This is a genomic window from Pinisolibacter sp. DMC19 (genome assembly GCF_056313985.1).
Genome location: NZ_JBQUZF010000003.1, coordinates 614,801 through 637,079 on the forward strand (window position 1 = coordinate 614,801; position 22,279 = coordinate 637,079).

General features: G+C 67.3%; 24 protein-coding genes. 16 read left to right on the forward strand and 8 right to left on the reverse strand.

Annotated features, from left to right (window positions below; all coding sequences use genetic code 11):
• The first annotated feature begins 19 nt into the window (after positions 1-19).
• Positions 20-661 (forward strand): LysE family translocator, encoded by a 642-nt coding sequence (locus tag ACT53U_RS10955; RefSeq protein WP_476154965.1) that lies wholly within the window; start codon positions 20-22, stop codon positions 659-661.
• On the opposite strand, the gene ACT53U_RS10960 is transcribed toward ACT53U_RS10955, so the two are convergent.
• The 4 genes from ACT53U_RS10960 to ACT53U_RS10975 all read right to left on the reverse strand — a co-directional run bounded on the left by ACT53U_RS10960 (position 653) and on the right by ACT53U_RS10975 (position 2,578).
• Positions 653-913, reverse strand: coding sequence for a hypothetical protein (locus tag ACT53U_RS10960; protein WP_476154966.1), 261 nt, complete (start codon positions 911-913; stop codon positions 653-655). The genes ACT53U_RS10955 and ACT53U_RS10960 overlap by 9 nt on opposite strands.
• 228 nt (positions 914-1,141) lie before the next feature.
• Positions 1,142-1,555: a TIGR02301 family protein gene (locus tag ACT53U_RS10965; protein WP_476154968.1), complete on the reverse strand. Its 414-nt coding sequence runs from the start codon at positions 1,553-1,555 to the stop codon at positions 1,142-1,144.
• The gene (locus ACT53U_RS10970) at positions 1,539-2,042 is read right to left on the reverse strand and encodes an NUDIX hydrolase (protein ID WP_476154969.1); all 504 of its coding nucleotides are present in this window, start codon (positions 2,040-2,042) and stop codon (positions 1,539-1,541) included. The genes ACT53U_RS10965 and ACT53U_RS10970 overlap by 17 nt, the downstream gene beginning before the upstream one ends.
• 5 nt (positions 2,043-2,047) lie before the next feature.
• Complete coding sequence (locus tag ACT53U_RS10975; RefSeq protein ID WP_476154971.1) at positions 2,048-2,578, reverse strand: hypothetical protein; 531 nt, start codon at positions 2,576-2,578, stop codon at positions 2,048-2,050.
• A gap of 103 nt (positions 2,579-2,681) precedes the next feature.
• Between ACT53U_RS10975 and ACT53U_RS10980 the strand changes: the two genes are divergently transcribed.
• Positions 2,682-3,395 (forward strand): SOS response-associated peptidase, encoded by a 714-nt coding sequence (locus ACT53U_RS10980; RefSeq protein WP_476154973.1) that lies wholly within the window; start codon positions 2,682-2,684, stop codon positions 3,393-3,395.
• A gap of 111 nt (positions 3,396-3,506) precedes the next feature.
• A complete protein-coding gene (gene fabI / locus ACT53U_RS10985; protein WP_476154975.1) occupies positions 3,507-4,325 on the forward strand; it encodes an enoyl-ACP reductase FabI in 819 nt (272 codons plus the stop codon).
• A 724-nt stretch (positions 4,326-5,049) separates the two neighbouring features.
• Here fabI and ACT53U_RS10990 read toward each other — a convergent pair.
• Positions 5,050-5,946 carry an IS1 family transposase gene (locus ACT53U_RS10990; protein ID WP_476154977.1) on the reverse strand — a complete coding sequence of 299 codons (897 nt, stop codon included), beginning with the start codon at positions 5,944-5,946 and terminating at the stop codon, positions 5,050-5,052.
• 109 nt (positions 5,947-6,055) lie between these two features.
• On the opposite strand from ACT53U_RS10990, the gene ACT53U_RS10995 reads away from it, so the two are divergent.
• From ACT53U_RS10995 to ACT53U_RS11035, 9 genes are all read left to right on the forward strand, one after another.
• The gene (locus tag ACT53U_RS10995; protein WP_476154979.1) at positions 6,056-7,195 is read left to right on the forward strand and encodes an ImmA/IrrE family metallo-endopeptidase; all 1,140 of its coding nucleotides are present in this window, start codon (positions 6,056-6,058) and stop codon (positions 7,193-7,195) included.
• A gap of 8 nt (positions 7,196-7,203) precedes the next feature.
• Entirely contained in the window at positions 7,204-7,689 is a 486-nt protein-coding gene (locus ACT53U_RS11000) for a hypothetical protein (RefSeq protein WP_476154980.1), read from the forward strand.
• A 563-nt stretch (positions 7,690-8,252) separates the two neighbouring features.
• Entirely contained in the window at positions 8,253-8,846 is a 594-nt protein-coding gene (locus ACT53U_RS11005) for a histidine phosphatase family protein (RefSeq protein WP_476154981.1), read from the forward strand.
• A gap of 72 nt (positions 8,847-8,918) precedes the next feature.
• Positions 8,919-9,740 (forward strand): dienelactone hydrolase family protein, encoded by an 822-nt coding sequence (locus ACT53U_RS11010; RefSeq protein WP_476154982.1) that lies wholly within the window; start codon positions 8,919-8,921, stop codon positions 9,738-9,740.
• Between the two features lie 135 nt (positions 9,741-9,875).
• The gene (locus ACT53U_RS11015) at positions 9,876-10,289 is read left to right on the forward strand and encodes a hypothetical protein (protein ID WP_476154984.1); all 414 of its coding nucleotides are present in this window, start codon (positions 9,876-9,878) and stop codon (positions 10,287-10,289) included.
• A gap of 96 nt (positions 10,290-10,385) precedes the next feature.
• Positions 10,386-11,489, forward strand: a complete 1,104-nt coding sequence (gene aroC, locus ACT53U_RS11020) for a chorismate synthase (RefSeq protein WP_476154986.1) — start codon at positions 10,386-10,388, stop codon at positions 11,487-11,489.
• A gap of 246 nt (positions 11,490-11,735) precedes the next feature.
• Positions 11,736-13,421, forward strand: a complete 1,686-nt coding sequence (locus ACT53U_RS11025) for a methyl-accepting chemotaxis protein (protein ID WP_476154988.1) — start codon at positions 11,736-11,738, stop codon at positions 13,419-13,421.
• A gap of 126 nt (positions 13,422-13,547) precedes the next feature.
• The gene (gene ribB, locus ACT53U_RS11030; RefSeq protein ID WP_476154990.1) at positions 13,548-14,894 is read left to right on the forward strand and encodes a 3,4-dihydroxy-2-butanone-4-phosphate synthase; all 1,347 of its coding nucleotides are present in this window, start codon (positions 13,548-13,550) and stop codon (positions 14,892-14,894) included.
• Positions 14,891-15,592 carry a DsbA family protein gene (locus ACT53U_RS11035; RefSeq protein ID WP_476154992.1) on the forward strand — a complete coding sequence of 234 codons (702 nt, stop codon included), beginning with the start codon at positions 14,891-14,893 and terminating at the stop codon, positions 15,590-15,592. Before ribB ends, ACT53U_RS11035 begins: the two co-directional genes overlap by 4 nt.
• On the opposite strand, the gene ACT53U_RS11040 is transcribed toward ACT53U_RS11035, so the two are convergent.
• Positions 15,593-16,081: a YaiI/YqxD family protein gene (locus tag ACT53U_RS11040; protein WP_476154994.1), complete on the reverse strand. Its 489-nt coding sequence runs from the start codon at positions 16,079-16,081 to the stop codon at positions 15,593-15,595.
• A gap of 131 nt (positions 16,082-16,212) precedes the next feature.
• Between ACT53U_RS11040 and ACT53U_RS11045 the strand changes: the two genes are divergently transcribed.
• On the forward strand, positions 16,213-18,153 hold the full coding sequence (locus tag ACT53U_RS11045) for a methyl-accepting chemotaxis protein (RefSeq protein WP_476154995.1): 1,941 nt from the start codon (positions 16,213-16,215) through the stop codon (positions 18,151-18,153).
• 10 nt (positions 18,154-18,163) lie between these two features.
• On the opposite strand, the gene ACT53U_RS11050 is transcribed toward ACT53U_RS11045, so the two are convergent.
• Entirely contained in the window at positions 18,164-19,486 is a 1,323-nt protein-coding gene (locus ACT53U_RS11050; RefSeq protein ID WP_476154997.1) for a nicotinate phosphoribosyltransferase, read from the reverse strand.
• A gap of 55 nt (positions 19,487-19,541) precedes the next feature.
• Positions 19,542-19,760 (reverse strand): hypothetical protein, encoded by a 219-nt coding sequence (locus tag ACT53U_RS11055; protein WP_476154999.1) that lies wholly within the window; start codon positions 19,758-19,760, stop codon positions 19,542-19,544.
• A gap of 155 nt (positions 19,761-19,915) precedes the next feature.
• Between ACT53U_RS11055 and ACT53U_RS11060 the strand changes: the two genes are divergently transcribed.
• The 3 genes from ACT53U_RS11060 to ACT53U_RS11070 all read left to right on the forward strand — a co-directional run bounded on the left by ACT53U_RS11060 (position 19,916) and on the right by ACT53U_RS11070 (position 22,245).
• Positions 19,916-20,098: a hypothetical protein gene (locus ACT53U_RS11060; protein WP_476155001.1), complete on the forward strand. Its 183-nt coding sequence runs from the start codon at positions 19,916-19,918 to the stop codon at positions 20,096-20,098.
• 13 nt (positions 20,099-20,111) lie between these two features.
• Positions 20,112-20,852 (forward strand): TlyA family RNA methyltransferase, encoded by a 741-nt coding sequence (locus ACT53U_RS11065; RefSeq protein WP_476155002.1) that lies wholly within the window; start codon positions 20,112-20,114, stop codon positions 20,850-20,852.
• A gap of 85 nt (positions 20,853-20,937) precedes the next feature.
• Positions 20,938-22,245 (forward strand): class I SAM-dependent RNA methyltransferase, encoded by a 1,308-nt coding sequence (locus ACT53U_RS11070; RefSeq protein ID WP_476155003.1) that lies wholly within the window; start codon positions 20,938-20,940, stop codon positions 22,243-22,245.
• Positions 22,246-22,279: the final 34 nt, after the last annotated feature.

The window sequence follows — 22,279 nt, forward strand, 5'->3', positions numbered from 1 at the left end:
GAAGAGGGACCGCGCCGCGATGTCGAGCCTGCCGCTCCTCCTCACCGGTCTCGGTGTCGGCGTCGTCTTTTCCGCCCCCGTCGGGCCGGTCAACATCCTCTGCGTCCAGCGTGCCTTCCGCTCGGGCTTCCTCTCCGGTCTCGCCGCCGGCCTCGGCGCCGTCACCGCCGACGGCCTCTTCGCCGCGGTCGCCGCCTTCGGCATCACCGCGGTCTCGGGCTTCGTCGAGGGCCATTCGTTCTGGCTGCAGTTGATCGGCGGCCTTCTGCTGATCGCCTTCGGCATCCGCACGGCCCGCGCCCATCCCCATCTCGACGCCGACGACGGCGACGGCGGTCCGCCCTGGGCGACGGCCGCGGCGACCTTCGGCATGACCATCACCAATCCGGCGACGGTGCTGGGCTTCCTGGCGTTGTTCGGTTCGCTCGGTAGCTGGGCGCCGCAGCCCGGCGACTGGCTCGCCGCCGGCATGTTCGTGCTCGGCGTCGTGTCGGGCGGCTCGGGCTGGTGGCTCCTGGTGGCGACCGCGGTGGCGGCGCTGCGCGATCGCATGACCGACGCCATGCTGGCGCGGATCAACCTCGTGGCGGGATCGATCCTGGTGGTCTTCGGTGTTCTGGTGCTGGCGCGGCTGGCCTTCGGCGGCCTGCCGTCACTGTAGCGAGCGGTTGATGGTGAACTCGCCGGCGAGCACGCGGTCGACCATGCGCTCGACGAAATCGGCGACCTCGACCTCGCCCCAGGTGGCGACCAGATCGGAGACCACGGCGAACAGCGCCGCCTGGGCGACGATGTCGCGATCGATGCCCTCGGCCTCGGCCTCGGCCATGGCGTCGGCGACCATCTCGTAGGCGGCGCGCTTCTTCTCCGCCAGCGTCGGCTCGATCTCGTGAAGGCTCGTCTCGTCGAGCATGTCGGTCTCGTCGTGTCCCGTCGGCGTGCAGCCGACCGTTGCCGCCGTGAACGGGTCCGGCGGCGTGTCCCTCGGGATGCTTCGTCGGCATCCCCTCCCGACACGAGAAATAGCACGGCGTTACCCAGCGGTCGCGCCGTCCTGGGCCATATTCTTAACGAGTGTTAAAATTCGTGTCGAAATGGTTAATGCCGTGGTTCGAATGCCACGGAACCGTCCGACGTGCGGTCAGGTGTGGCCCCAGCGCGTGAGGATGTCGCGCCCCAGCGCCTCGCCGCGCTTGCGGTAGGTCTCGGCCAGGAGACGGGCTGCGGCCGTGCAGCCGCGCTGTGCCGCGACGCTGCTGCGATAGGACTGGTTGAAACGGTCGACGATCGTCAGCCGCTTCTCGCGCGTCGGCTGGACGGCATCGAGCACGGCGTTCATCTGGTCGCGCCAGGCGTTGCCGTCCTGGGCGCCGCACAGCGGACGCAGGTGCTGCAGCGCGCCGAGCGTTTCGGCGAGATTGGCGAGCGTGTCGTCGAGCGAGGCCTCTTCCGCCGCGAAGGCCGGCGCGATCGTTGCTGCCGCGACGAGGAGCCCCGCCGTCCAGCGTACCGCCCGTCGGCGCAAGCTCGTGGTGCCCTCAGCCGTCTTCGCCATCTCGTCCTCGTCCCTCGGCCGCCCCGCCGGACTCCGCGTTCCTTACCCCGTTCGCGGCGCGATATCCATCGTGGAGGCGAAAGGCCCGTTCGAGCCAGGGCATCAGCCCGGCGACGAGATCGAGGTCGGCGGCGGCCGTGCGGGGGACGAAGCGCGCCTCGGCGGCGTCGTCGCCGGGGACCGGTTCGTCGGGGCCTGCGACCGCGACGAAGACGGCGATGGCGAAGAGCGTCGGCGTGCCGTCGGCGTCGCGGCTCGCGACCTCGCGGATGCCGACGTCGCCGATGATCTCGGCCGCGAGGCCGGTCTCCTCGCGCAGTTCGCGGATCGCGGCGTCGCGTGCCGTCTCGCCGGCCTCGATGCGCCCGCCCGGCGGCGCCCAGCGACCGGCCGAGGGCGCCCGGCCGCGCCGGACGAGCAGGACCGCGTCGTCGCGACAGACGACGACCGAGACGGCGTCGCGGCGGTGGGGCGCGGCGTCGTCCACGGCGATCAGTGGAAGAGTTCGTCGATCGCCGCCTGCGCGCCGGGATCGGTGCCGTCGTCGAAGCCGGCCCGCTGTGCGGCGGTGCCGTTGACGATGGCCGAAGCCGTGGCGATCAGCGGCTTGAGGCGGCCGACGACGCAGTCGCGCAGCCGTTCGCCGGCTTCCCCGTCGGTGCCGTCGCAACGCTCGGCGAGGCAGATCGCCTCCGCCATGGCGCAGTCGAGATGGGTGACGGCGGCGTCGAATTCCGAGCGCACGTCGGGGTCGGCATGTTCCCAGGCCAGAACCGCCAACTCGCGTTCGCGGAAATGGGAGTTGCGGAAATAGTCGTCGTAGGTGACGGGCACCCAGCCCACCACGTCCTCGATACATTCCGGCATGTCCGGAACGAGTTCGAGCATCATGACGACGTCGTTGAAGTGATTGAGATAATCGGTCGCGAGCCGGGTCACCGGGTTGATGTTCGCAGCGGCGAGCTTCTCCGGCCGAAGACGGTCGGTCGGATCCTCGTCGATGGTCGCGTGTGCCGGTCCCATGTCTTCCTGCTCGGTCGTTCTGTTTCCGATTTTGGTTTCCAGGCGTTACCATTTCGCTTACGTGACAGCCGTCCGACAGAGATTCCGTCGAGGAGAGAACGACATGTGCGGACGCTTCATGCTCGCCGCGCCGCCCGAGGAGGTTCGTCGGCTGTTCGAATACGACGAGCAACCCAACTTCCCCGCCCGCGACGACATCCGTCCGACCGAACCGATCGCCGTCGTCGTGCTTTCCGAGGGGCGCCGCCACTTCCGTCTGGTGCGCTGGGGGTTCTGGCCGACCTGGGTGAAGGACCCCGCCGCCTTCTCGCTGCTGATCAACGCCCGCGCCGAGACCGCGGCGGAGAAGCCGTCGTTCCGCGGGGCGATGCGCCACGGCCGCTGCCTCGTGCCGGCGACCGGCTTCGTCGAGTGGCGCCGCGACGGCAATCGGCGGACGCCGTTCCACCTCGTGCCGCGCGGCGGCGGCATCGTCGCCTTTGCCGGCCTCGCCGAGACCTGGTCATCGCCCGACGGGTCGGAGGTCGACACCGCGGCGATCCTGACGGTCGATGCCAATGCCACCGTCGGTGCCATCCATGACCGCATGCCGGCGGTGCTCGCGCCGGAAGACTTCGCCGTCTGGCTCGACCCGACCGTCGGCGTCGAGGTCGCCCGCCGCCTGCTGGTGCCGGCGCCCGACGAACTCTTCGATCTGGTCGAGATCGCCCCGCCGCCGAAGCCGCCGCGTCCGTCGCGCACCGTCGCGCCGCGACGTCCGCCGAGCGGCGAGGACGGGGGCGGCGCGGATGGCGGCGGCCAGCTCGATCTCTTCTGAGTCGCACCGACGGCGTCGCTCGCGTCATCGTCCGGCACCCGCCTGCTTGCGGCTCTCGGACGCCCGTGTCATAGAACCCGCCACGAAAACGGAAGAACGAAGGGCAATTCGATGGCCGACACCAAGGGCCTCATGGCCGGCAAGCGTGGTCTGGTGATGGGCGTGGCCAACAACCGCTCGATCGCGTGGGGCATCGCCAAGGCGGCGCGCGACGCGGGTGCGGAGATCGCGCTCACCTACCAGGGCGACGCCCTGAAGAAGCGCGTCGAGCCGCTCGCCGCCGAACTCGGCGGCATCGTCGTCGGCCATTGCGACGTCACCGACCCGACCACGATCGACGCGGTCTTCGCCGAAATCGAGCGCGTGTGGGGCAAGATCGACTTCCTCGTCCACGCCATCGCCTTCTCCGACAAGGACGAGCTGACCGGCCGCTACGTCGACACCACGTCGGCGAACTTCGACCGCACGATGAACATCTCGGTCTATTCGCTGACCGCGATCGCCCAGCGCGCCGAGAAGCTGATGCCGGACGGCGGTTCGATCGTCACGCTGACCTATTACGGCGCCGAGAAGGTCATGCCGCACTACAACGTCATGGGCGTCGCCAAGGCCGCGCTCGAGGCGTCGGTGCGCTATCTCGCCGTCGACCTCGGCGCCAAGGCCATCCGCGTCAACGCGATCTCCGCCGGCCCGATCAAGACGCTGGCCGCCTCCGGCATCGGCGACTTCCGCTACATTCTGAAGTGGAACGAGTACAACGCCCCGCTGAAGCGCACCGTGTCGATCGAGGAAGTGGGCGCGAGCGCGCTCTACCTCATCTCCGACCTCGGCCGCGGCGTGACCGGTGAGATCCACCACGTCGACGCCGGCTACCACGTCGTCGGCATGAAGGCGGTCGATGCGCCGGATATTTCGGTGGTGAAGGAGTGATCCCTCAGGGCATCGTTTGACGATTGCATGGGCGCGCCCGGGACACCGAGCGCGCCCGTAGTCTATTCGTAGGGTGTCATAACTTATGTAATGTTTTCAGAGGTTTGATTTGTGGTGTCGAGATGAAGGCATCTGCCAGGTCTCTTGGGCATTTTTGGTCACGTGATTTGTATGGTGTAAGTTTTTGAAAAATATAAATAATCAAGAAACTGGTGGGTCGTACGGGCATCGCGTTTGACACGGAAACGTCTTAAGCCCCCCTATAACCCCTGTGGGTTTCACCTGATTTGCCAATGGCGAGGTGTGCCCGCGATGAAACGCTCTCCAAAACTCGATCATCTTCCGCGCCCCGATCCGGATCCGCTGTTCCGGTTCGAGCGTGAAGGTCCTTGCTCTGATGGCGGGCATCAGAAGGTTACAGTAGCACTGACCCGACGGACGTTGGCATGGATCGTCCTGTTGCCGGTAGCCACAGTCGAGACGCTTCAGAATGGATCGAACTGGTGGCGGTTTTTGAAGAACTGGATTTTGCCCTGATCGCGGCAATCGCCAGGTTCCAGGGGAATGTCCCCCGGACCGAGCCGGGTATACTTGGAGCCGGGCCACGACACACTGGTTCGCGTCTATGCGCTCCGTCGCGTCAACCTGATCCGCGCATCCCATCCGATCGTTCTTCGCATAAGCCGAACTGCCCATTCAACTTCCGCCCCCTCCGGGCAGTGGGTCAGTTTGAATTTTCTGACCCGCGCTTTTTGTAAGGACCGCGCGGCTTGCTCTCTTCCGCCGTTTCGGCAGCCTCCACCAGCGCGACGATGTCCGGTACTTCCCACAAGCGATCGGACACGCCAGCGGCCATAGCCGGCGACATGCGCAGCTTCGAATGGATGCGCACGAAGTTATAGTACATCATGTGGAGCGCGACTGCGTAAGCGTGGTTCTCGACCTTCTTGGAAAAGGCATTCGTGAGTCGGGTGAAGCGACGCATGTGCATGCGCATCGTGAGATTGTGCCGCTCCACATACGACGTGCTGACATGATCGAGATCGGGCTTGCCTTCGATCGGCGTTTTCTTGATGCCTGTGCAATCGGCTGGGCTATAGCGCCCTTTCGCACTCTCAGGAGCCGCGCCGTAGATCTTCACGAGCTGCGCATAGTCGACGTCGGCGCCGAATGCGCCTTCAACGGCTTCGAGATACGCCTTGTGCCCGTCGCTGGTCAGTTGAACGCGGGTGGCGAGGCGCGAGGCGACGTCGTCCATGAACCACTTGGCGCACTCGCCGTCGCGACCCCCGACGAAGTAGGAGACGATGATCTTCGAGTCCGCATCGATCGCCGTCCATGTCCAAGTGTCTCCCGCGCCATCCGGCGCGGCCTTGGCGTCCGCGACGTTCTTCTGCTTGGCGTAGGTGAACGACCAAATCTCGTCGACCTGGATGCGCTTCGACGCCACGTTCCGAACGTTGGCGTCGTGATAGGCCATACATGCCTTACCGGCATCGACCAGGAGCTTGATGACGGTGTTCTTGCTGGCGCCGGTCAGTCGCGTGATGGCGCGGATCGACTGCCCTTCGCAGAGAAGGTGGAGGATGCGCGCGCGTTCGTGTGTGGGCAGCTTGTTCATGGCTTCAAACTAGCCGACAACACCCCGCAAGTCAAGTATATGGGTCAGTTTGCAGTTTTTTAAAATTTTGCTATTTTGATAACGCCGTTATGCGGCAAGGATTCTCCCCATGAAGACCGACATGTCTCAGTACAAAACGCCAGGGCAACTACTCGATGGCCTCCTGTCTGAAAGGGGGTGGACGAAGCGCACGCTAGCGGTCGTGCTCGGAATGGATGAGGCGAAGGTCGGCCGGTATGCATCAGATCGTCAGCCGATGACTGCCGACATCGCGCTCTTGCTAGAAGAGGTATTCGGCGTCGATGCTAGCGTTTTTCTAGCTTTGCAATGTTCGTATGATCTAGCTCGCGCGCGGATCGTTGCGCAGCCCGACCCCAAGCGTAAGACGAGGGCGGCTATACATCACGGTCTTCCATTGGCGGATATGATCAAGCGTGGGTGGATCAATGCCAAGGATGTGCGCGACCCCTCGATTGAGGGTGAGCTGGTCCGGTTCTTCGGTACTAATCGGGTAGAAGATATAGAAATACTTCCGCACTCTGCCAAGAAAACAGAGGTAAGTGAGCCGGCATCAGCAGTTCAAATTGCTTGGCTATATCGCGTCCGCAAGATTGCCGACGAAATGATGGTTGCGAGATATAGTCCTGAAGGATTGCGATCGGCGCTTATGAAGCTGAAGGCGCTACTTATATCGCCGGACGCAACAAGGAAGGTGCCTAGGATTTTGGCAGAAGCCGGTGTCCGCTACCTAATTGTTGAGTCTCTCCCGGGGGCAAAAATAGATGGCGTGTGCTTTTGGCTGAATGATCGGTCCCCAGTTATCGCAATGACGACTCGTTTTGACCGGTTAGACAATTTTTGGTTCGTGCTTCGGCACGAGATTGAGCACGTCTTACAGGAGCACGGAAAAGATAAAGTCATGTTGGACTCTGACCTATCTGCCGACTCCTCAGAAGCAAAAGATATTTCCGAGGAAGAGCGAATTGCTAATGAAGCTGCGGCTGAATTCTGTGTTCCGCAGAAAATGATGGATGCATTCATTGCACGCAAGGCGCCATTCTTTCACGACAGGGACATCCAGGCTTTTGCGAAGATGATCAATGTCCATCCAGGACTAATTGCCGGTCAGATACGCCATAAGACTAACAACTATACACGGTTCCAGAATTATTTGGTCAAGGTGCGCCAGATAGTACTTCCAAATGCGACTGTCGATGGATGGGGAAGTGTGTATCCTGTTGAACAATAGGAGCTAGCATGTCGAAGAAACGCGAAATGCAGCGAATTATCCGGGCTTACAAAGACGAGACTGGAAATCGCGAAATTGAAATGAAGGAAGTGGCTGGTTGGGCCGCCAAGAAGGGTTGGCCGCTGCCGATTCCCAAAGACCCTCTCGATATTCTCGCGCAGCAATTTGCCGATGCTGCACGAGAGGAGACGCGGAGAGATCGGAACACCGGAAAAAACTACCGCGCAAACCATCATTTCCAGGAGTGGCGTGGCGGGAAACAGCGCGATTTCTGGATCGATATCGATGAGGCCGACCGTGGTCCGATGCTCAAATCGGCGGTTACGCGTCGCGAACAGATGGTCGGTGACGGGCTGCAGCTTACCCTGGATCTCATGCATTGGAATTCGGTCAATCCTGACAAAGAACCGATCGATCTTCCGATGGATTTGACCTTCGATATCGAACTTCGGCTCAATGCGCCGGACGAAGACGACACGGGAAGGGCGGCCTAGCTGCCCTTTTTCCAACGTGCCTCTGCCGCTAGACGTGCAATTTCCGAGCGCTCAGCAGGTGTGAGTGCCCGCGCCCGCGCCGGACCACCTTTCGCCCCGCCCTTGCTGGCGCGAGCCTCTTTAGGCGTTGGCTCCCGCACCGTTTTTCCCTCCGTCGCCAAGTCCACAATGAACTTTGCGAGTTGGTTCGGATCGCGGGGGCGCTTCGGTGTTTTCGTCATGGGCTTTTCGGTGACCGCTATTGCCTCCACATCGGGATGATGTGGCCCTTGAGCCCTTGCGTATGTAGGGCATGCCTCGCACCAGATACGTCATCCCCGAAGGGCGCAGGGCCGGCGCGCAGATTGGCCCGCATCAACTTATGGGGCTCAATGGTGTCCCCCAATAGCGATCGTTCGCAGTCTACCGTCAATCCCTCTCAATTTCAAACTGACCCACTACCCCCCTCCGCGCCTCGCGCCGGTCGGCTCCGCGTCGATCGGCCGGCATCCCTCGTTGAGACCGTCACGCATCCGCGCTAGATCTTCTCGCAGGCGCGAACGGGCAGGGCCGATGAGGACGACGTGACGAGAACCATCTTCCACATCCGCCACGGCCAGACCGACTGGAACGCCGCCGGCCGACTGCAGGGTGTCCAGGACATTCCGCTGAACGAGACCGGCCGCGCCCAGGCCGACGGCAACGGCCGCGCGCTCGCCGCCCATTTCGCCGCAAACGGCATCGATCCGGCGTCGCTTTCCTGGTTCGCGAGCCCGCTCGGGCGCACCCGCGAGACGATGGAGCGCGTGCGCATCGCCGGCGGGCTCGATCCCGAGGCCTACACCGTCGTCCCCGACCTGCGCGAGGTCACCTTCGGCCTGTGGGAGGGCAAGACCTACGACGAGGTCGCCCGCGACGATCCCGAAGGCTACGAGGCCGTGCACGCCGACAAGTGGAACTTCGTGCCGCCGGAGGGCGAGAACTACGTCCAGCTCTCCGCGCGCATCGCCCGCTGGCTCGGCCAGACCTCCGGCGACATGGTGATCGTCTCGCACGGCGGCGTCTTCCGTGCGCTCCGCCACGTGATCGAGGCGAACGACGACCGCACGCTGGCTCACCTCCTGGTGCCGCAAGATCGCATATTCGTGTGGAAGGACCGCGCCGGTTCGTGGTTATGATCGTCGCGCCCGGCTGACGGGCGTGGAGGAACGGCCCCGCCAGAGGGCCTCAAACGCGGATGGTTCTGCCCCATGTGCACGCTCGAAGGCTGCGGAAGTCACGCCCACATGCCGCCCCCGGTGATCCCGGAGGCCGACCGTCGCGCCTTCCTGATGGGGCTCGCCGGTCTGCCGATCGCGGCGGTGCTGTTCGACCCGAAGCTGGCCGCCGCCGCCGCCTCGGGCGTCGAGATGGTCTCGATCCCGGTCGAGGGTGGCGCGCCGATGTCGGCCGCGATCGCCTACCCCGTCACCGAGAAGGCGCCGGCGCTGGTGATCATCCACGAATGGTGGGGCCTCAACGACCAGATCAAGGCGGTGGCGGGCGAGTTCGCCGCCAAGGGCTTCCTGGTGATCGCCGTCGATCTCTTCGGCAAGGTCGCCGCCGACGCCAACGAGGCGAAGACGCTGATGGCCTCGCTCGATCCGGTGCGCGCCACCGCGGCGATGGTCGCCGCCGTCGCCTTCGCCCGCGGCCATGCCCGCTCGACCGGCAAGGTCGGCACCTGCGGCTGGTGCTTCGGCGGCGGTTGGTCGCTCGAGACCTCGACCGCCACCCCGGTCGACGCGACGGTCATCTACTACGGCAACGTCCGCAAGCCGGCCGAACAGCTCAAGAAGCTCGTCGGCCCGGTGATCGGCCACTTCGGCACCCGCGACCAGTCGATCAATGCCGCCATGGTGGCCGACTTCGAAAAGGCGATGAAGGAGGCCGGCAAGACCGAGCGCCTCACCGTCTACTGGTACGACGCCGACCACGCCTTCGCCAATCCGACCGGCGCCCGTTGGGATGCCGAGGACGCCGCGCTCGCCTGGGAGCGGACGCTGCATTTCCTCAAGACCACGCTGGGGTGACGGCGAGGTGTGATTGGGGTGTATTGTCGCCGATGAACACTTTTTAGTAGCATTCCCTGCGGGCGGACGGCAGTCTGGGGGCGCTGGCGATTGTCGAGCCGTCTCGGTTCGACCGCCGGCGCGGAGGACGAACCCATGGGTATTGCCAGCCGGATTGCCGTGACGGGGGTGCTTCTCGCCGCCGTGTCGCTCGCTGTTGCCGGGACGGCCGCGGCCATGACCGGACAGAAGGTCGTGAAGTCGGGAGAGCTCGCCACGCTGTTCCAGCACTCGACCTATATGCGAGAAGCCTGCACCGCCGGACCGGTGCCGACCCTACAGATCACCACCCAGCCTCGGCACGGAACCGTGTCGATCGATCGCGGGGCGGTCAAGGTCAAGGGCGGCTCGTGTGACGGCATGTCCTTTCCCGGTTTGCGGGTGATCTACAAATCGGCCTCCGGCTACCATGGTCCCGACGTGGTGGCGTTCGAAACGAAGGCCCCGCTCGATTCCACCGGGATTCGCATGATGACGGAGACGCGGGTCTTCGAGTTGACCGTCCGCTGAAGTCGACCCTCGGGAGGGTCGGAGCGTGCGCCCGGGATTTGACCCGCTGCCGGCGATCCCCTAGACGTCGAGCACGTTCTGGGGATCTTCGCCGCGATGTCGCACAACACCTTCGGTCACCTGTTCCGCGTCACCACCTGGGGCGAGAGCCACGGTCCCGCCATCGGCGCGGTGGTCGACGGCTGCCCGCCCGGCATTCGCCTCGACCTCGAGGCGCTGCAGGCCGAATGTGACCGCCGCAAGCCGGGCCAGTCGAAGTTCGTCACCCAGCGCCAGGAAGACGACCGCGTCGAGGTGCTCTCCGGCGTCTTCGAGGACGATACCACCGACGGTCTGCGCACCACGGGGACGCCGATCGCACTGATGATCCGCAACACCGACCAGCGCTCCAAGGACTACGGCGACATCCGCGACAAGTATCGCCCCGGCCACGCCGACTATGCCTACGACGCCAAATACGGCCTGCGCGACTATCGCGGCGGCGGGCGCTCCTCGGCGCGCGAGACGGCGTCGCGCGTGGCGGCCGGCGCCGTGGCGCGGCAGGTGCTGAACGCGCTGGTGCCGGGCGGCGTCACCATCCGCGCCGCCCTCGTGCAGATCGGCACCGAGGCGATCGATCGCGCCAACTGGGACTGGTCGCAAGTCGACCGCAACCCGTTCTTCTCGCCCGATGCCGACAGTGTCGCCCGTTTCGAAGAGTATCTCGAAGGTATTCGTCTGGCGCATTCGTCGATCGGCGCCATTCTGGAGGTCGTCGCCGAAGGTGTTCCCGTCGGCTGGGGCGCGCCGCTCTACGGAAAGCTCGATCAGGACATCGCGTCCGCCCTCATGTCGATCAACGCCGTCAAGGGCGTCGAGATCGGCGCCGGCTTCGAGGCGGCCGAACTGACCGGCATCGACAACGCCGATGAGATGCGGATGGGCAACGACGGGCCGACCTTCCTGTCGAACCACGCCGGCGGCATTCTCGGCGGCATCTCGACCGGCCAGCCGATCGTCGCCCGCCTCGCCGTCAAGCCGACCTCGTCGATCCTGACGCCGCGCCGCACGATCGATCGCGAAGGCCACGACGTCGAGCTGATCACCAAGGGCCGCCACGACCCTTGCGTCGGCATCCGCGCCGTGCCGGTCGTCGAGGCGATGATGGCGATCACGCTCGTCGATCACGCCCTGAGACATCGCGGCCAGACCGGCCGTTGAGCGCCTCGTACAACCGGACGAAGAGTCGCCGTTTCGTCGACGTCGATATATATCGAATATCTAATGTATCAAAAATCAAGAACAGCGATGCATTTGAAGATGGCTGATCTTTGTTTGACGCATAATAGTCATACGTAACAATACCAAAGTCGTAGCCCTCATCAGAACTTACTCTACGTAAGAAATGATTTGTCAATACCTGTGGCTCAGCTTCTGCGCAAATTCAAATGCGATCGGGAGTTGAACATGCGTATCGTCGACGTGGCCATTCCGAAGAAGATCGTGACCGGTCTGGTGGTGATGGCGCTGGTCGCCGGCGGGGCCGTCTTCTTCGGCGCGCGGACCGCGCGTGACGTGTCCGAACGGGCGCAGGCCGTGACCATGGGAGAGTCGCTCGCCGCCACCCTGCTCGCCCGCGCCAACCAGCAGGCCTTCCGCTCCGGCGACATCGCCTATCGCGGACTGTCGCGCGACGAGCCGGCGGCGGTCCGCGAGTTCTTCGGGCGGTTCGAGGGTGCCCGCACCGAATTCACCCGTCTCGCCCACGAAGCCGCAGCCGCCCTGCCGAGCCGTGCCGCCGAGATCGACGGCTTCGTCGCCGCCTTCGACAAGGTGGTGGAGACCGCCCGTCGCGCCGGCGAGATCGCCGCCGAGGGCCGCCGCGACGAGGCGCTGACCATATTGATCGGCCGTTTCGACGAGCCGCTCGACACGCTGAAGAACGGCATCGCCAAGACCATCGACGCCATGACCCGGGATGCGATCGCTGCCGCCAAGGCCGCCGACGCCCGCGCCGAGGCCGCGATCCTGGTCAACGAGATCGCCGTCGGCGCCGCGGCCGCGCTGGTCTTCGGCCTCGCCCTGTGGGTGGCGGTGGCCGGCGTGTCGCGGCCGCTCCGCCGCCTCGCCGACCGCATGGAGAGCCTCGCCGCCGGCGATGCCGATACGGCGGTCGCCGGTGTCGATCGTGGCGACGAGGTCGGTCTGATGGCGCGCGCCGTCGAGGTCTTCCGCAACGACGCGATCGCCAAGCACCGGCTCGAGGCCGAGAACGCCGAGGCCGCCTCGCGTCTCGCCGCCGAGCGCCATCGCGCCATGGTCGAGCTCGCCGACAGTCTCGAGGCCTCGGTCTCCGGCGTGGTCGAACAGGTCGCCGCCGCCGCCACCGAGCTGCAGGCGACCGCCTCGACGCTGACCGCTTCGGCCGAAGAGACCACCAACCAGTCGCTCGCCGTCTCTTCCGCATCGGAAGAGGCGACGCAGAACGTGCGCACCGTCGCCGCCTCCGCCGAGGCGCTGGCGGGGGCCGCCCGCGACGTCGGCGAGCGAGTCGGTCGCCAGACCGAGATCGCCGGCAAGGCGGTCGCGGAAGCCGAGGTCACCAATCGCCGCGTCGCCGAACTCGCCCAGACGGTCGAGAAGATCGGCTCGATCGTCGGTCTGATCGAGGACATCGCGGCGCAGACCAATCTCCTCGCCCTCAACGCCACGATCGAGGCGGCGCGCGCCGGCGAGGCGGGTCGCGGCTTCGCCGTCGTCGCCGCCGAGGTCAAGGGCCTCGCCGAACAGACCGCCAAGGCGACCGCCGAGATCGCCGCCCGCATCGACAGCGTCCAGTCGACGACGCGGCTCGCCTCCACCGAGATCGCCGAGATCGGCCGCACCATCGTCTCGATGAACGAGATCTCGTCGGCCATCGCCGGCGCCGTCGTCGAGGAGGAGACGACCACCGAGGCGATCGCCGAGGCGATCGATCAGGTCGCCACCGGCACGGCGGAAGTCTCCTCCAACATCGTCGGCGTCTCGCGCGCCGCCGAGGAGGTGAGCGCCGCCGCCTCCCAGGTCCTCGCTTCGGCCGGCGAACTCGCCCGCCACTCCGAGCGCCTGCGCGCCGACATCGACGGCTTCGTCGCCGGCATCCGCGCCGCCTGATCGAACGATCGTCGCGAATTCGACGGGACCGTCGCCGCCATGGCGACGGTCCTTCGCGTTCATGTGATGAAATCGCGGCTGCATTTTCATTGCCACTGAAAGGTCGCAGCGTTATTCATCGTCGTCATGCGCTTGGACCAATGGCTCGCCCGTACGAAAGAGACCCGCAGCGGCTTTGCCCGCCGCGTCGGCCTGTCGCCGGCGGCGATCACGGCGCTGTGCAACGATCCCGGCGTCTGGGTCTCGCGCGAGACCGCCGAGAAGATCGCGTCCGCCACCCGCGGCGCGGTGACGCCCGATGACTTTCTGGGGCTGGACACGAAGTCCCGCGCCCGCGAGGAGACGATGATGAACCAGTCCCGTGTCGCCGCTGCCCTGCGTGCCTTCGAGCGCGGCGAGATCGTGGTCGTGACCGACGACGACGATCGCGAGAACGAAGGCGATCTGATCGTCGCGGCGGTCCATGCGACGCCCGAGAAGCTGGCCTTCATCGTGCGCCACACCTCCGGCATCGTCTGCACGCCGATCCCGCGCGATCTCGCCCGCAAGCTCCATCTGGAGCCGATGATCGCCGCCAACGACGCCCCGCTCGGCACCGCCTTCACCGTGACGATCGACTATCGCCACGGGCTCACCACCGGCATCTCGGCCGAGGAGCGCTGCAACACCGCCCGCGCGCTGGCCAATCCCAACGTCGGCCCGATGGACTTCGTCCGCCCCGGCCACGTCTTCCCGCTGATCGCCAAGGACGGCGGCGTGCTGGTCCGTTCCGGCCACACGGAAGCCGCGGTCGATCTCTGCCGCCTCGCCAAACTGCCGCCGGTCGGCGTCATCTGCGAGCTGGTCAACGACGACGGCACGGTGAAGCGCGGCCCCGACGTGGCGAAGTTCGCCGAGGAGCACGGCCTCGAGATCGTCTCGGTCGCCGACCTCATCGCCTATCGCCAGCGCAACGAGCGCCTGGTCGAGCGCATCGCCGAATTCGACGTCGAGACCCCGGCCGGCCGCGCCCGCGCCATCTCCTATTCGACGCCCTTCGACCCGATGCACCACCTCGCCATTGTCTTCGGCGACATTCGCGACGGCCGCTCGGTGCCGGTGCGCCTGCATCTGGAATCGGTGGTCGAGGACGTCTTCGGCAAGTCGAGCACCGTCGACGCGCTGATGGCGCGCATGGCGCGCGAGGGCCGCGGCGTCGTCGTCTACCTGCGCGAAGGCTCCGTCGGCGTCGCCAAGCCGACCCGCGAGCCCGAGGCCGGCGCCGACCCGCTCGCCGCCGCCGAGGTCGAGGCCCATGTCTCGGCCTCCCACCGCGCCGAGAACTGGCGCGAGATCGGCGTCGGCGCCCAGATCCTCAAGGACCTCGGCGTCTCCTCGATCCGCCTGATCGCCTCGAAGGAGCGCCGCTACGTCGGTCTCGAGGGCTTCGGCATCGCCATCGAAGGCACCGAGACGCTGGAGCGCGCGCGATGAGCGAGAGCGAGACCCGTCCCGCGGTCGAGACCTCGGAAGAGGTCGAGATCCTCGCCCCCGGCACGATCGTCGCCATCGTCGATCCGCTCTGCGGCTGGTGCTGGGGTGCTGCCCCGGCGCTCGCCCGGATCGAGGCGGCGGGCCTGCCGCTGGTGGTGCTCGCCTCCGGCCTCTTCATCGGCGATCGGCCGATGACGCCCGAATTCGCCGACTACGCCTGGAAGAACGACCAGCGCATCGCCGAACTGACCGGTCAGGTCTTCTCGGAGGTCTACCGCGAGAAGGTGCTCGGCGACTTCGAGAGCAAGTTCGACAGCGGTCCGGCGACGCTGGCGCTGGCGACGGTGCAGCTGCGTGCGCCCGCGAAGGCGCTCGCCGTGCTCCATGCCCTCCAGGCGGCCCGCTGGGTCGACGGCCGCAACGTCACCGACGAGGCGACCTGCGCCGCGGTGCTGCGCGAGACCGGCATTGCCGAGGACGTCGTCGAGGCCTTCCTCGCGGAGGAGGACGGCGCGATCGACCTGCTCAACCAGCGCGCCGGCCTCGCCCGCGAGCTGATGTCGGCGGTCGGCGCCCGCGGCGTGCCGACGGTGCTGCGCGTCACTCAGATGGGGATCGAGCCGGTCGAGCCGCGCGCGATCTTCGAAGACGTCGACGGTCTCGTCGCTCGCCTGATGCCGGCGGCCGGCAACGCCTGATCACCCCTCCGGCGGGCGTCGCGCCAGATCCTGCGCCGCCCGCCGCATCTCGCGCTCCATCGATTGGAGAAAGTTCTGCCGCTCGCGCGGGCCGAAGGGGCGCGGCCCGCCGGTCGTCTGGCCGGCCGAACGCAGGTCCTCCATCAGATCGCGGGTCGCCAGCGCCATGCCGATCGAGGCGGCGTCGAACACCCGCCCCGACGGCGCCACCACCCGTGCCCCCGCCTTCACGCAGCGATCGGCGAGCGGCACGTCGTTGGTGACGACGACCGACCCCGGTCCGACGCGCTCGGCGATCCAGTCGTCGGCGACGTTCAGCCCTTGCGCCACCACCACCCGTTCGATCGACGGATCGTCGGGGATGCGCATCCAGCTGTTGGCCACCACATGGGTCTTCGCCTTCCAGCGTGTCGCCACGCGGAAGGTCTCGTCCTTCACCGGACAGGCGTCGGCATCGACGAAGACCTCGGGGATGTTGCGTAACGCCATCGGTTTCACCTTGGACGAACTCCGCCGGATCGTATCGCACGTCCGGCACTACGACATTTCAGGCGGCCAAGAACACTTCGTTAATCACGAATATGCACCATTCCGGCGAAAAGCGGTGGGAGCGAACGTTCATGCATCTGAAGACGCGCCTGGTCATGGGTATCGGTACCGGCATGGCGATCGCTGCGGCCGGTTGCGTTGCCGCCGGATTGTGGTTCGGCGGACACTTCGTCGAAGTCGGCACCGCCCGTCAACTGGAGAGCGGGGCGCGGCAACTGACGGCGGAGATCTCCGCCCAGGGCCAGCGGGCGCGTTCTCTCGCCCGCTTCGTCGCCGCCCAGCCCGACGTCGCCGCCGTCTTCGCCGGCCGCGACCGCGAGGATCTGGCCGCCCGTCTGGCGCCGACCTTCGAGGGCTTGAAGCAGGACGGCTTCGACCAGTTCCAGTTCCATCTCGCCCCGGCGACGTCTTTCCTCCGGCTCCACAAGCTCGACAAGTTCGGCGACGATCTCTCGTCCTTCCGCCACACGGTGGTCGAGGCCAATCGCGACGGCCGCGAGGTGGTGGGGCTCGAATCGGGCGTCCAGGGCATCGGCATTCGTGCCGTGGTGCCGGTCCGCGTCGACGCCAAGCCGGTCGGCACCGTGGAGTTCGGCCTCGCCTTCGGCAAGTCCTTCGCCCGCGACTTCGCTGCCCGCACCGGCCTCGAGATCGCGCTGGTGATCGATCCGACCAAGCCCGGCGCCGCGCCGGAGGTGTTCGCCTCCGGTTCCCTGGAGTCTTTCGCCGCCGCCGCGCGCTCGGGCGAGACCCGGCTCGGCACGACGACGATCGACGGCCGCAACTGGTCGGTCGAATCGCGCGTTCTCTCCGACTATTCCGGCAAACCGATCGGCCGGGCGATCCTCGCCGCCGACCGCTCCGAACTCGAGGCGACCCGCGACGGCATGGTCGCGGTCTTCGCCGCCATCGGCGCCGTGTTGCTGGTCATCGGCGGCGGCCTGATCTGGTGGCTAGAGCGCGACATCGGCCGGCCCGTCGTCCGCGTCACCGAGGCGGTGGCGCGGATCACCGCCGGCGACGTCGACGCCGCGACGCCGCAGGTCGACGGCATCGACGAGATCGCCGCGCTCGCCCGCGCCGTCGACGCGCTGAAACTCGCCCTGAAGACCGAGGCCGGCGTCGAAGAGCAGGCCCATCGCGAGGAAGAGGCCCGCCACGAGCGCGGACGCCGCCGTCAGGCGTTGACCGACACCTTCGTCTCCACCATCGGCCGCCTGCTCGACGAGATGAACCAAGCCGCCACACGGATGGAAGAGACCGCCGCCGGCATGCATTCCGTCGCCGAACGCACCACCGAGCGCTCGAGCGTCGCCCTGCACGATGCCGACGAGACCTCGACCACGGTCGGCGCCGTCGCCGCCGCCGCCGAGGAACTGGCGAGTTCGGTGCGCGAGATCCTGCGCCGGGTCGACCATTCCGCCGAGATCGCCGGCCGCGCGCTCGACGAGGCCAGCCGCACCGACGAGGTGGTGCGCACGCTCGCCGCCTCCGGCGACACGATCGGCGAGGTCGTCTCGCTGATCAACTCGATCGCCGCCCAGACCAATCTCCTCGCCCTCAACGCCACCATCGAGGCGGCCCGCGCCGGCGAGGCGGGCAAAGGCTTCGCCGTCGTCGCGGCCGAGGTGAAACAGCTCGCCAACCAGACGACCGGCGCCACCGAGGCGATCGCCGCCCAGGTCTCCCACATCCAGGGCGAGACCCGCCGCGTCGTCGAGGCGATCGCCTCGATCGGCGGGACCATCCGCGATCTGTCGGCGCTCGCCCACGAGATGTCCGGCGTCATGGGCGACCAGGAGAGTGCCACCCGCGAGATCGCCGAGAACGTCCAGCGCGCCGCCGGCGGCGCCCGCACCGTGTCGGTCGCCGTCGCCGCGGTGCGCGAGGACGCCACCGCCACCGATCGCGCCTCCGAAGGCGTGGTCGCCACGGCCCGAGAGCTCGGCCGCTTCCGTCAGGACCTCGACCGCGAGATCCACACCTACATCGAGGATCTGCGGCGGGCGTGAGCGCCCTCGCTCACACCACGACCGCCTGCCGTTCGAAGCCTTCCGCGCCGAAGACGCGCAGGTAGCGCGCGACCTCGTCGGCCGGGCCGGTCGCCTTCTCCGGGTTGTCGGAGAGCTTGACGGCGGGCCGCCCGTCGGCAGCGACCACCTTGCAGACGATCGAGATCGCCTCGAGGTCGGGATGGCTGCCGGCAGGCGCACAGCCGGCGAAGTCGTTGGTGAGATGCGTCCCCCAGCCGATCGAGAAGCGGCAGCGACCGACGAGATGGCGTGCCGCCTTCTCGATCGTGTCGATGTCCATGCCGTCGGAGAGCACGATCAGCTTCTCGCTCGGATCGCGCCCGCGCGCCTGCCACCAGGCGATGATCTCGTCGCAGGCGGCGATCGGTTCCTTGCTGTCGGGGCGCACGCCCTTCCAGTCCGCCGCCCAGTCGGGCGCGTCGCGGAAGAAGGCGGTCGAGCCGAAGGCGTCCGGCAGGATCACCAGCAGATTGCCGTGATACATCCGCGCCCAGTCCTCCAGCACGCGGAAGGGTGCTTGGCGGAGTTCGGCGTCGTCGCGGGCGAGCGCGCCGTAGACCATCGGCAGCTCGTGGGCATTGGTGCCGATGGCTTCGAGCGCCGCGTCCATCGCCATCTTGACGTTGGACGTGCCCGAGAAACTCGCCCCCAGCCCCTCCTTCAGCGCATCGACGCACCACTTCTGCCACAAGAAGCCGTGGCGGCGGCGGGTGCCGAACTCGGCGACGGGCACGCTCGCGCCGATCTCGCGTTCGAGTGTGCGCAGCCGTTCGATCTTCGCCCAGACCTTGGCCTTGGCACGCGCATAGAGCACGTCGAGCTCGAAGCGGTTCATGCCCTTCATGGCGGCCCGGGCGCGCAGCTCGTTGACGATGGCGAGCGCCGGGATCTCCCACATCGAGACGTCGGCCCAGTCGCCCTCGAAGGTCAGCTCGTACTGCCCGTCGGCGGTGCGGGCGAGCTCGTATTCCGGCAGGCGGAAGCGGGCGAGCCAGTCGAGGAAGTCGGCCGAGAAGATCTGGCGCACGCCGTAGAACGTGTTGCCGGCGAGCCAGATCAGTTCGTTCTTCTGGAAGCGGATGGTGCGGGCATGGTCGAGCTGATCGCGCAGCTCGCGTTCGTCGACGATGTCGGCGAGCCGCACGCTCCTCGTCCTGTTCTGCAGCGCGAAGGTCGCCCGCGTGGTCGGCGCCACCTTGCGGATCAACTGCACCATCAGGAACTTGTAGAAGTCGGTGTCGAGCAGCGTCCGCACGATCGGGTCGATGCGGAAGCCGTGGTCGTAGACGCGGGTGGCGATGTCGAGGGTCATGGGTGGAGATTACCCGCGACCCTCGACGATGCAACCACCGCCACCGTCACGGGTCTCATGCGGCGAGGTCGGCCCACTTGACGACGTGGTCCTTGTGGGCGGGTTTGCCGCCGACGCGCTTCACCGCCTCGATCACGTCGTCGAGGGTCAGGCTCGCGGGCACGCCCTCGACCTCGTAGACGATGGCGCCGCCGCTCGTCAGACCGGCTTCCGCATTCTTCAGCGCCTTGGTCACCGCGCCTTCGTAGGCGACCTTCACCATGTGTGTGGCCATGCTTTTCCCCTTCGTTCGACAAACGCGTCGACACGACGACGCTCCCTGTCGCAAACCGGACGGACCCGGGCGCCCGTGACGGTCGACGGAGGTGTAGAGGCAAAGGCCGTGCCGCCCGCTTTGCCGCGGCCTCCCGATGGCGTAGACTGGCGCCCATGAACGACGTCGCCCTCGGGGCTGAACCCCGCACGCCCGCACCCGCCGTGCCGCGCCCGCTCCTGTGGCTGGGCCTGCCGACGCTCGCCGTGCTGGTCGGCGTGGCGCTGTGGGCCTGGGGGCGTTTCGGTGACGGTGTCTTCTTCGACACGATCGCCGGCGGCATGGCCGCGTGCCTGTGAGCCACCCCCGACCATGACCCGCCAGCGCCTCGACCTCGCCCTCGTCGAACGAGGCCTCGCGCCGACCCGTGCGCGGGCCCGCGACGCCGTCGCCCGCGGCACCGTGACGGTCGACGGCCGGATCGAGACGCGCCCCGCCGCCCCCGTCGCCGCCGACACGGTGATCGCCCTCGACGATCCCGCGGCGCGCTGGGTGTCGCGCGCGGCGCTGAAGCTGGTCGGTGCGCTCGACGGATTCGCGCTTTCGCCCGAAGGCTGCGTCTGCCTCGACGTCGGCGCCTCGACCGGCGGCTTCACGCAGGTGTTGCTCGACCGCGGGGCGAAACACGTCACCGCGATCGACGTCGGCCACGGCCAGTTGGCCGAAGTGGTCGCCGCCGACCCCCGCGTCCGTTCGATCGAGGGGCTCAACGCCCGCGATCTCGACCCCGAACATCTCGACGTGGCGCCCGACTTCGTCGTCGCCGACGTCAGCTTCATCTCGTTGACGCTCGCCCTGCCGCCCGCCCTGCGGCTCGCGGCACCGGGGGCGAAGGGCGTCTTCCTGGTCAAACCGCAGTTCGAGGTCGGTCGCGAAGGGCTCGGCAGGGGCGGCATCGTCCGCGACGAGGCGGCGGCACTGGCTACCGTCGACCGTATCGCCGATCTCCTCGCCACCGAGGGTTGGCGCGTCCTCGGCCGGGCCGAAGCGGCCATCGCCGGCGGCGACGGCAACCGCGAGCACGTGCTCGCCGCGGTGAAAGACGGGGAATGAAACGCGGCATACGCGCGGTTCCCTATCGCTAATCGGCGCCACTTCGTGCAAAAGGGCGCCCGTGACATTCGAGGACGATACCCCCGTGAACGCCTCTGCGCCCCGCGACGACCGGTTGACCGTCGCCATATCGGACATCGCCCACAAGGGCGACGGCCTCGCCGTCTTCGAGACGGAAGCGGGCGAGAAGAAGCTCTTCGTCGGCGGTGCGCTGCCGGGCGAGACGGTGGCGATCGTCGTCGACGGCGAGGGCCCGACCGAACGCGGCCGAGTCGTCGAGGTGCTGACGCCGAGCCCCGACCGAGTCGAGCCGGCCTGTCCGGTCTTCGCCGCCTGCGGCGGTTGCTCGCTGCAGCACTGGGACCAGACGCCCTATCTCGCCTGGAAGCGGGCACAGGTGCGCGCCGCCTTCGCCGATCGCGGCCTCGAGCCCGATGTGGCCGAGACCGTCGCTACCGGCCCCGCCTCGCGCCGCCGCGCCGTGATCGCGGTGCAGCGCCGCACGGGCAGCCCGGCGGTCGGCTTCCGTGCCCGGCTGTCGCACGACGTCGTCGACGCCTCCGCCTGCCTCGTCGTGTCGCCGCGCATCCGCGCCGCCATGCCGAAGCTCGCCAAGATGTCCCATCTGCTGACCTTCGGCGCCAAGGGCGCGGTCTTCACGGTGATCGACACCGAGACCGGCCTCGACGTCTCGGCCGGCGACGCGACGCTCGCGCCCGAACGCCGCCAGCAGGCGATCGCGCTCGCCCTCGAACTCGGCTTCGCCCGTTTCGCGATCGAGCGCGAGATCGTCGTCGAGGCGACGCCGCCGGTCGTCCGTTTCGGCGCCATCCCGGTGATGCCCCAGCCCGGCGCCTTCCTCCAGGCGGTGCCGGAGGCCGAAGAGGCCATGGCCAAGCTGGTGGAGAAGGCGATCGACGAGGCGCTCGCCACCCGCCCCAAGCGCGCCAAGGGCCCGGCCCGCGTCGCCGATCTCTTCGCCGGCTGCGGCACCTTCGCCCTGAGGCTCGCCCGCAAGGTCCAGGTCCATGCAGTGGAGAGCGAGCGCTCGGCGCTGGACAGCCTCTCCTTCGCCGCCCGCCACGCCCAGGGCCTGAAGCCGGTGACCGTCGAGGTGCGCGATCTCTATCGCCGCCCGCTGATGGGCAAGGAACTGGCCTTCGACGCGGTGGTGATCGACCCGCCGCGCGACGGCGCCGCACCGCAGTTCAAGGAACTGGCGAAGTCGTCGGTGCCGGTGATCGTGGCGGTCTCCTGCAACCCGGCGACGCTCGCCCGCGACGCCCGCTATCTGATCGACGCCGGCTGGACCATGGGCGAGGTCACCCCCATCGACCAGTTCCTGTGGACGCATCACGTCGAGGCGGTGGTGGTCTTCACGCGCAAGGCGTGAGGGGAAGGGCGCCATTCGCCTCTTTCTATGGATG

Excerpts from the sequence above, each read along its gene's own strand:
- ACT53U_RS10955 (WP_476154965.1), top strand. The coding sequence starts at position 20 with ATGTCGAGCCTGCCGCTCCTCCTCACCGGTCTCGGTGTCGGCGTCGTC.
- ACT53U_RS10960 (WP_476154966.1), bottom strand. The coding sequence starts at position 913 with ATGCTCGACGAGACGAGCCTTCACGAGATCGAGCCGACGCTGGCGGAG.
- ACT53U_RS10965 (WP_476154968.1), bottom strand. The coding sequence starts at position 1,555 with ATGGCGAAGACGGCTGAGGGCACCACGAGCTTGCGCCGACGGGCGGTA.
- ACT53U_RS10975 (WP_476154971.1), bottom strand. The coding sequence starts at position 2,578 with ATGGGACCGGCACACGCGACCATCGACGAGGATCCGACCGACCGTCTT.
- ACT53U_RS10980 (WP_476154973.1), top strand. The coding sequence starts at position 2,682 with ATGTGCGGACGCTTCATGCTCGCCGCGCCGCCCGAGGAGGTTCGTCGG.
- fabI (WP_476154975.1), top strand. The coding sequence starts at position 3,507 with ATGGCCGACACCAAGGGCCTCATGGCCGGCAAGCGTGGTCTGGTGATG.
- ACT53U_RS10990 (WP_476154977.1), bottom strand. The coding sequence starts at position 5,946 with ATGAACAAGCTGCCCACACACGAACGCGCGCGCATCCTCCACCTTCTC.
- ACT53U_RS10995 (WP_476154979.1), top strand. The coding sequence starts at position 6,056 with ATGAAGACCGACATGTCTCAGTACAAAACGCCAGGGCAACTACTCGAT.
- ACT53U_RS11000 (WP_476154980.1), top strand. The coding sequence starts at position 7,204 with ATGTCGAAGAAACGCGAAATGCAGCGAATTATCCGGGCTTACAAAGAC.
- ACT53U_RS11010 (WP_476154982.1), top strand. The coding sequence starts at position 8,919 with ATGTGCACGCTCGAAGGCTGCGGAAGTCACGCCCACATGCCGCCCCCG.
- ACT53U_RS11015 (WP_476154984.1), top strand. The coding sequence starts at position 9,876 with ATGGGTATTGCCAGCCGGATTGCCGTGACGGGGGTGCTTCTCGCCGCC.
- aroC (WP_476154986.1), top strand. The coding sequence starts at position 10,386 with ATGTCGCACAACACCTTCGGTCACCTGTTCCGCGTCACCACCTGGGGC.
- ACT53U_RS11025 (WP_476154988.1), top strand. The coding sequence starts at position 11,736 with ATGCGTATCGTCGACGTGGCCATTCCGAAGAAGATCGTGACCGGTCTG.
- ribB (WP_476154990.1), top strand. The coding sequence starts at position 13,548 with ATGCGCTTGGACCAATGGCTCGCCCGTACGAAAGAGACCCGCAGCGGC.
- ACT53U_RS11035 (WP_476154992.1), top strand. The coding sequence starts at position 14,891 with ATGAGCGAGAGCGAGACCCGTCCCGCGGTCGAGACCTCGGAAGAGGTC.
- ACT53U_RS11040 (WP_476154994.1), bottom strand. The coding sequence starts at position 16,081 with ATGGCGTTACGCAACATCCCCGAGGTCTTCGTCGATGCCGACGCCTGT.
- ACT53U_RS11045 (WP_476154995.1), top strand. The coding sequence starts at position 16,213 with ATGCATCTGAAGACGCGCCTGGTCATGGGTATCGGTACCGGCATGGCG.
- ACT53U_RS11050 (WP_476154997.1), bottom strand. The coding sequence starts at position 19,486 with ATGACCCTCGACATCGCCACCCGCGTCTACGACCACGGCTTCCGCATC.
- ACT53U_RS11055 (WP_476154999.1), bottom strand. The coding sequence starts at position 19,760 with ATGGCCACACACATGGTGAAGGTCGCCTACGAAGGCGCGGTGACCAAG.
- ACT53U_RS11060 (WP_476155001.1), top strand. The coding sequence starts at position 19,916 with ATGAACGACGTCGCCCTCGGGGCTGAACCCCGCACGCCCGCACCCGCC.
- ACT53U_RS11065 (WP_476155002.1), top strand. The coding sequence starts at position 20,112 with ATGACCCGCCAGCGCCTCGACCTCGCCCTCGTCGAACGAGGCCTCGCG.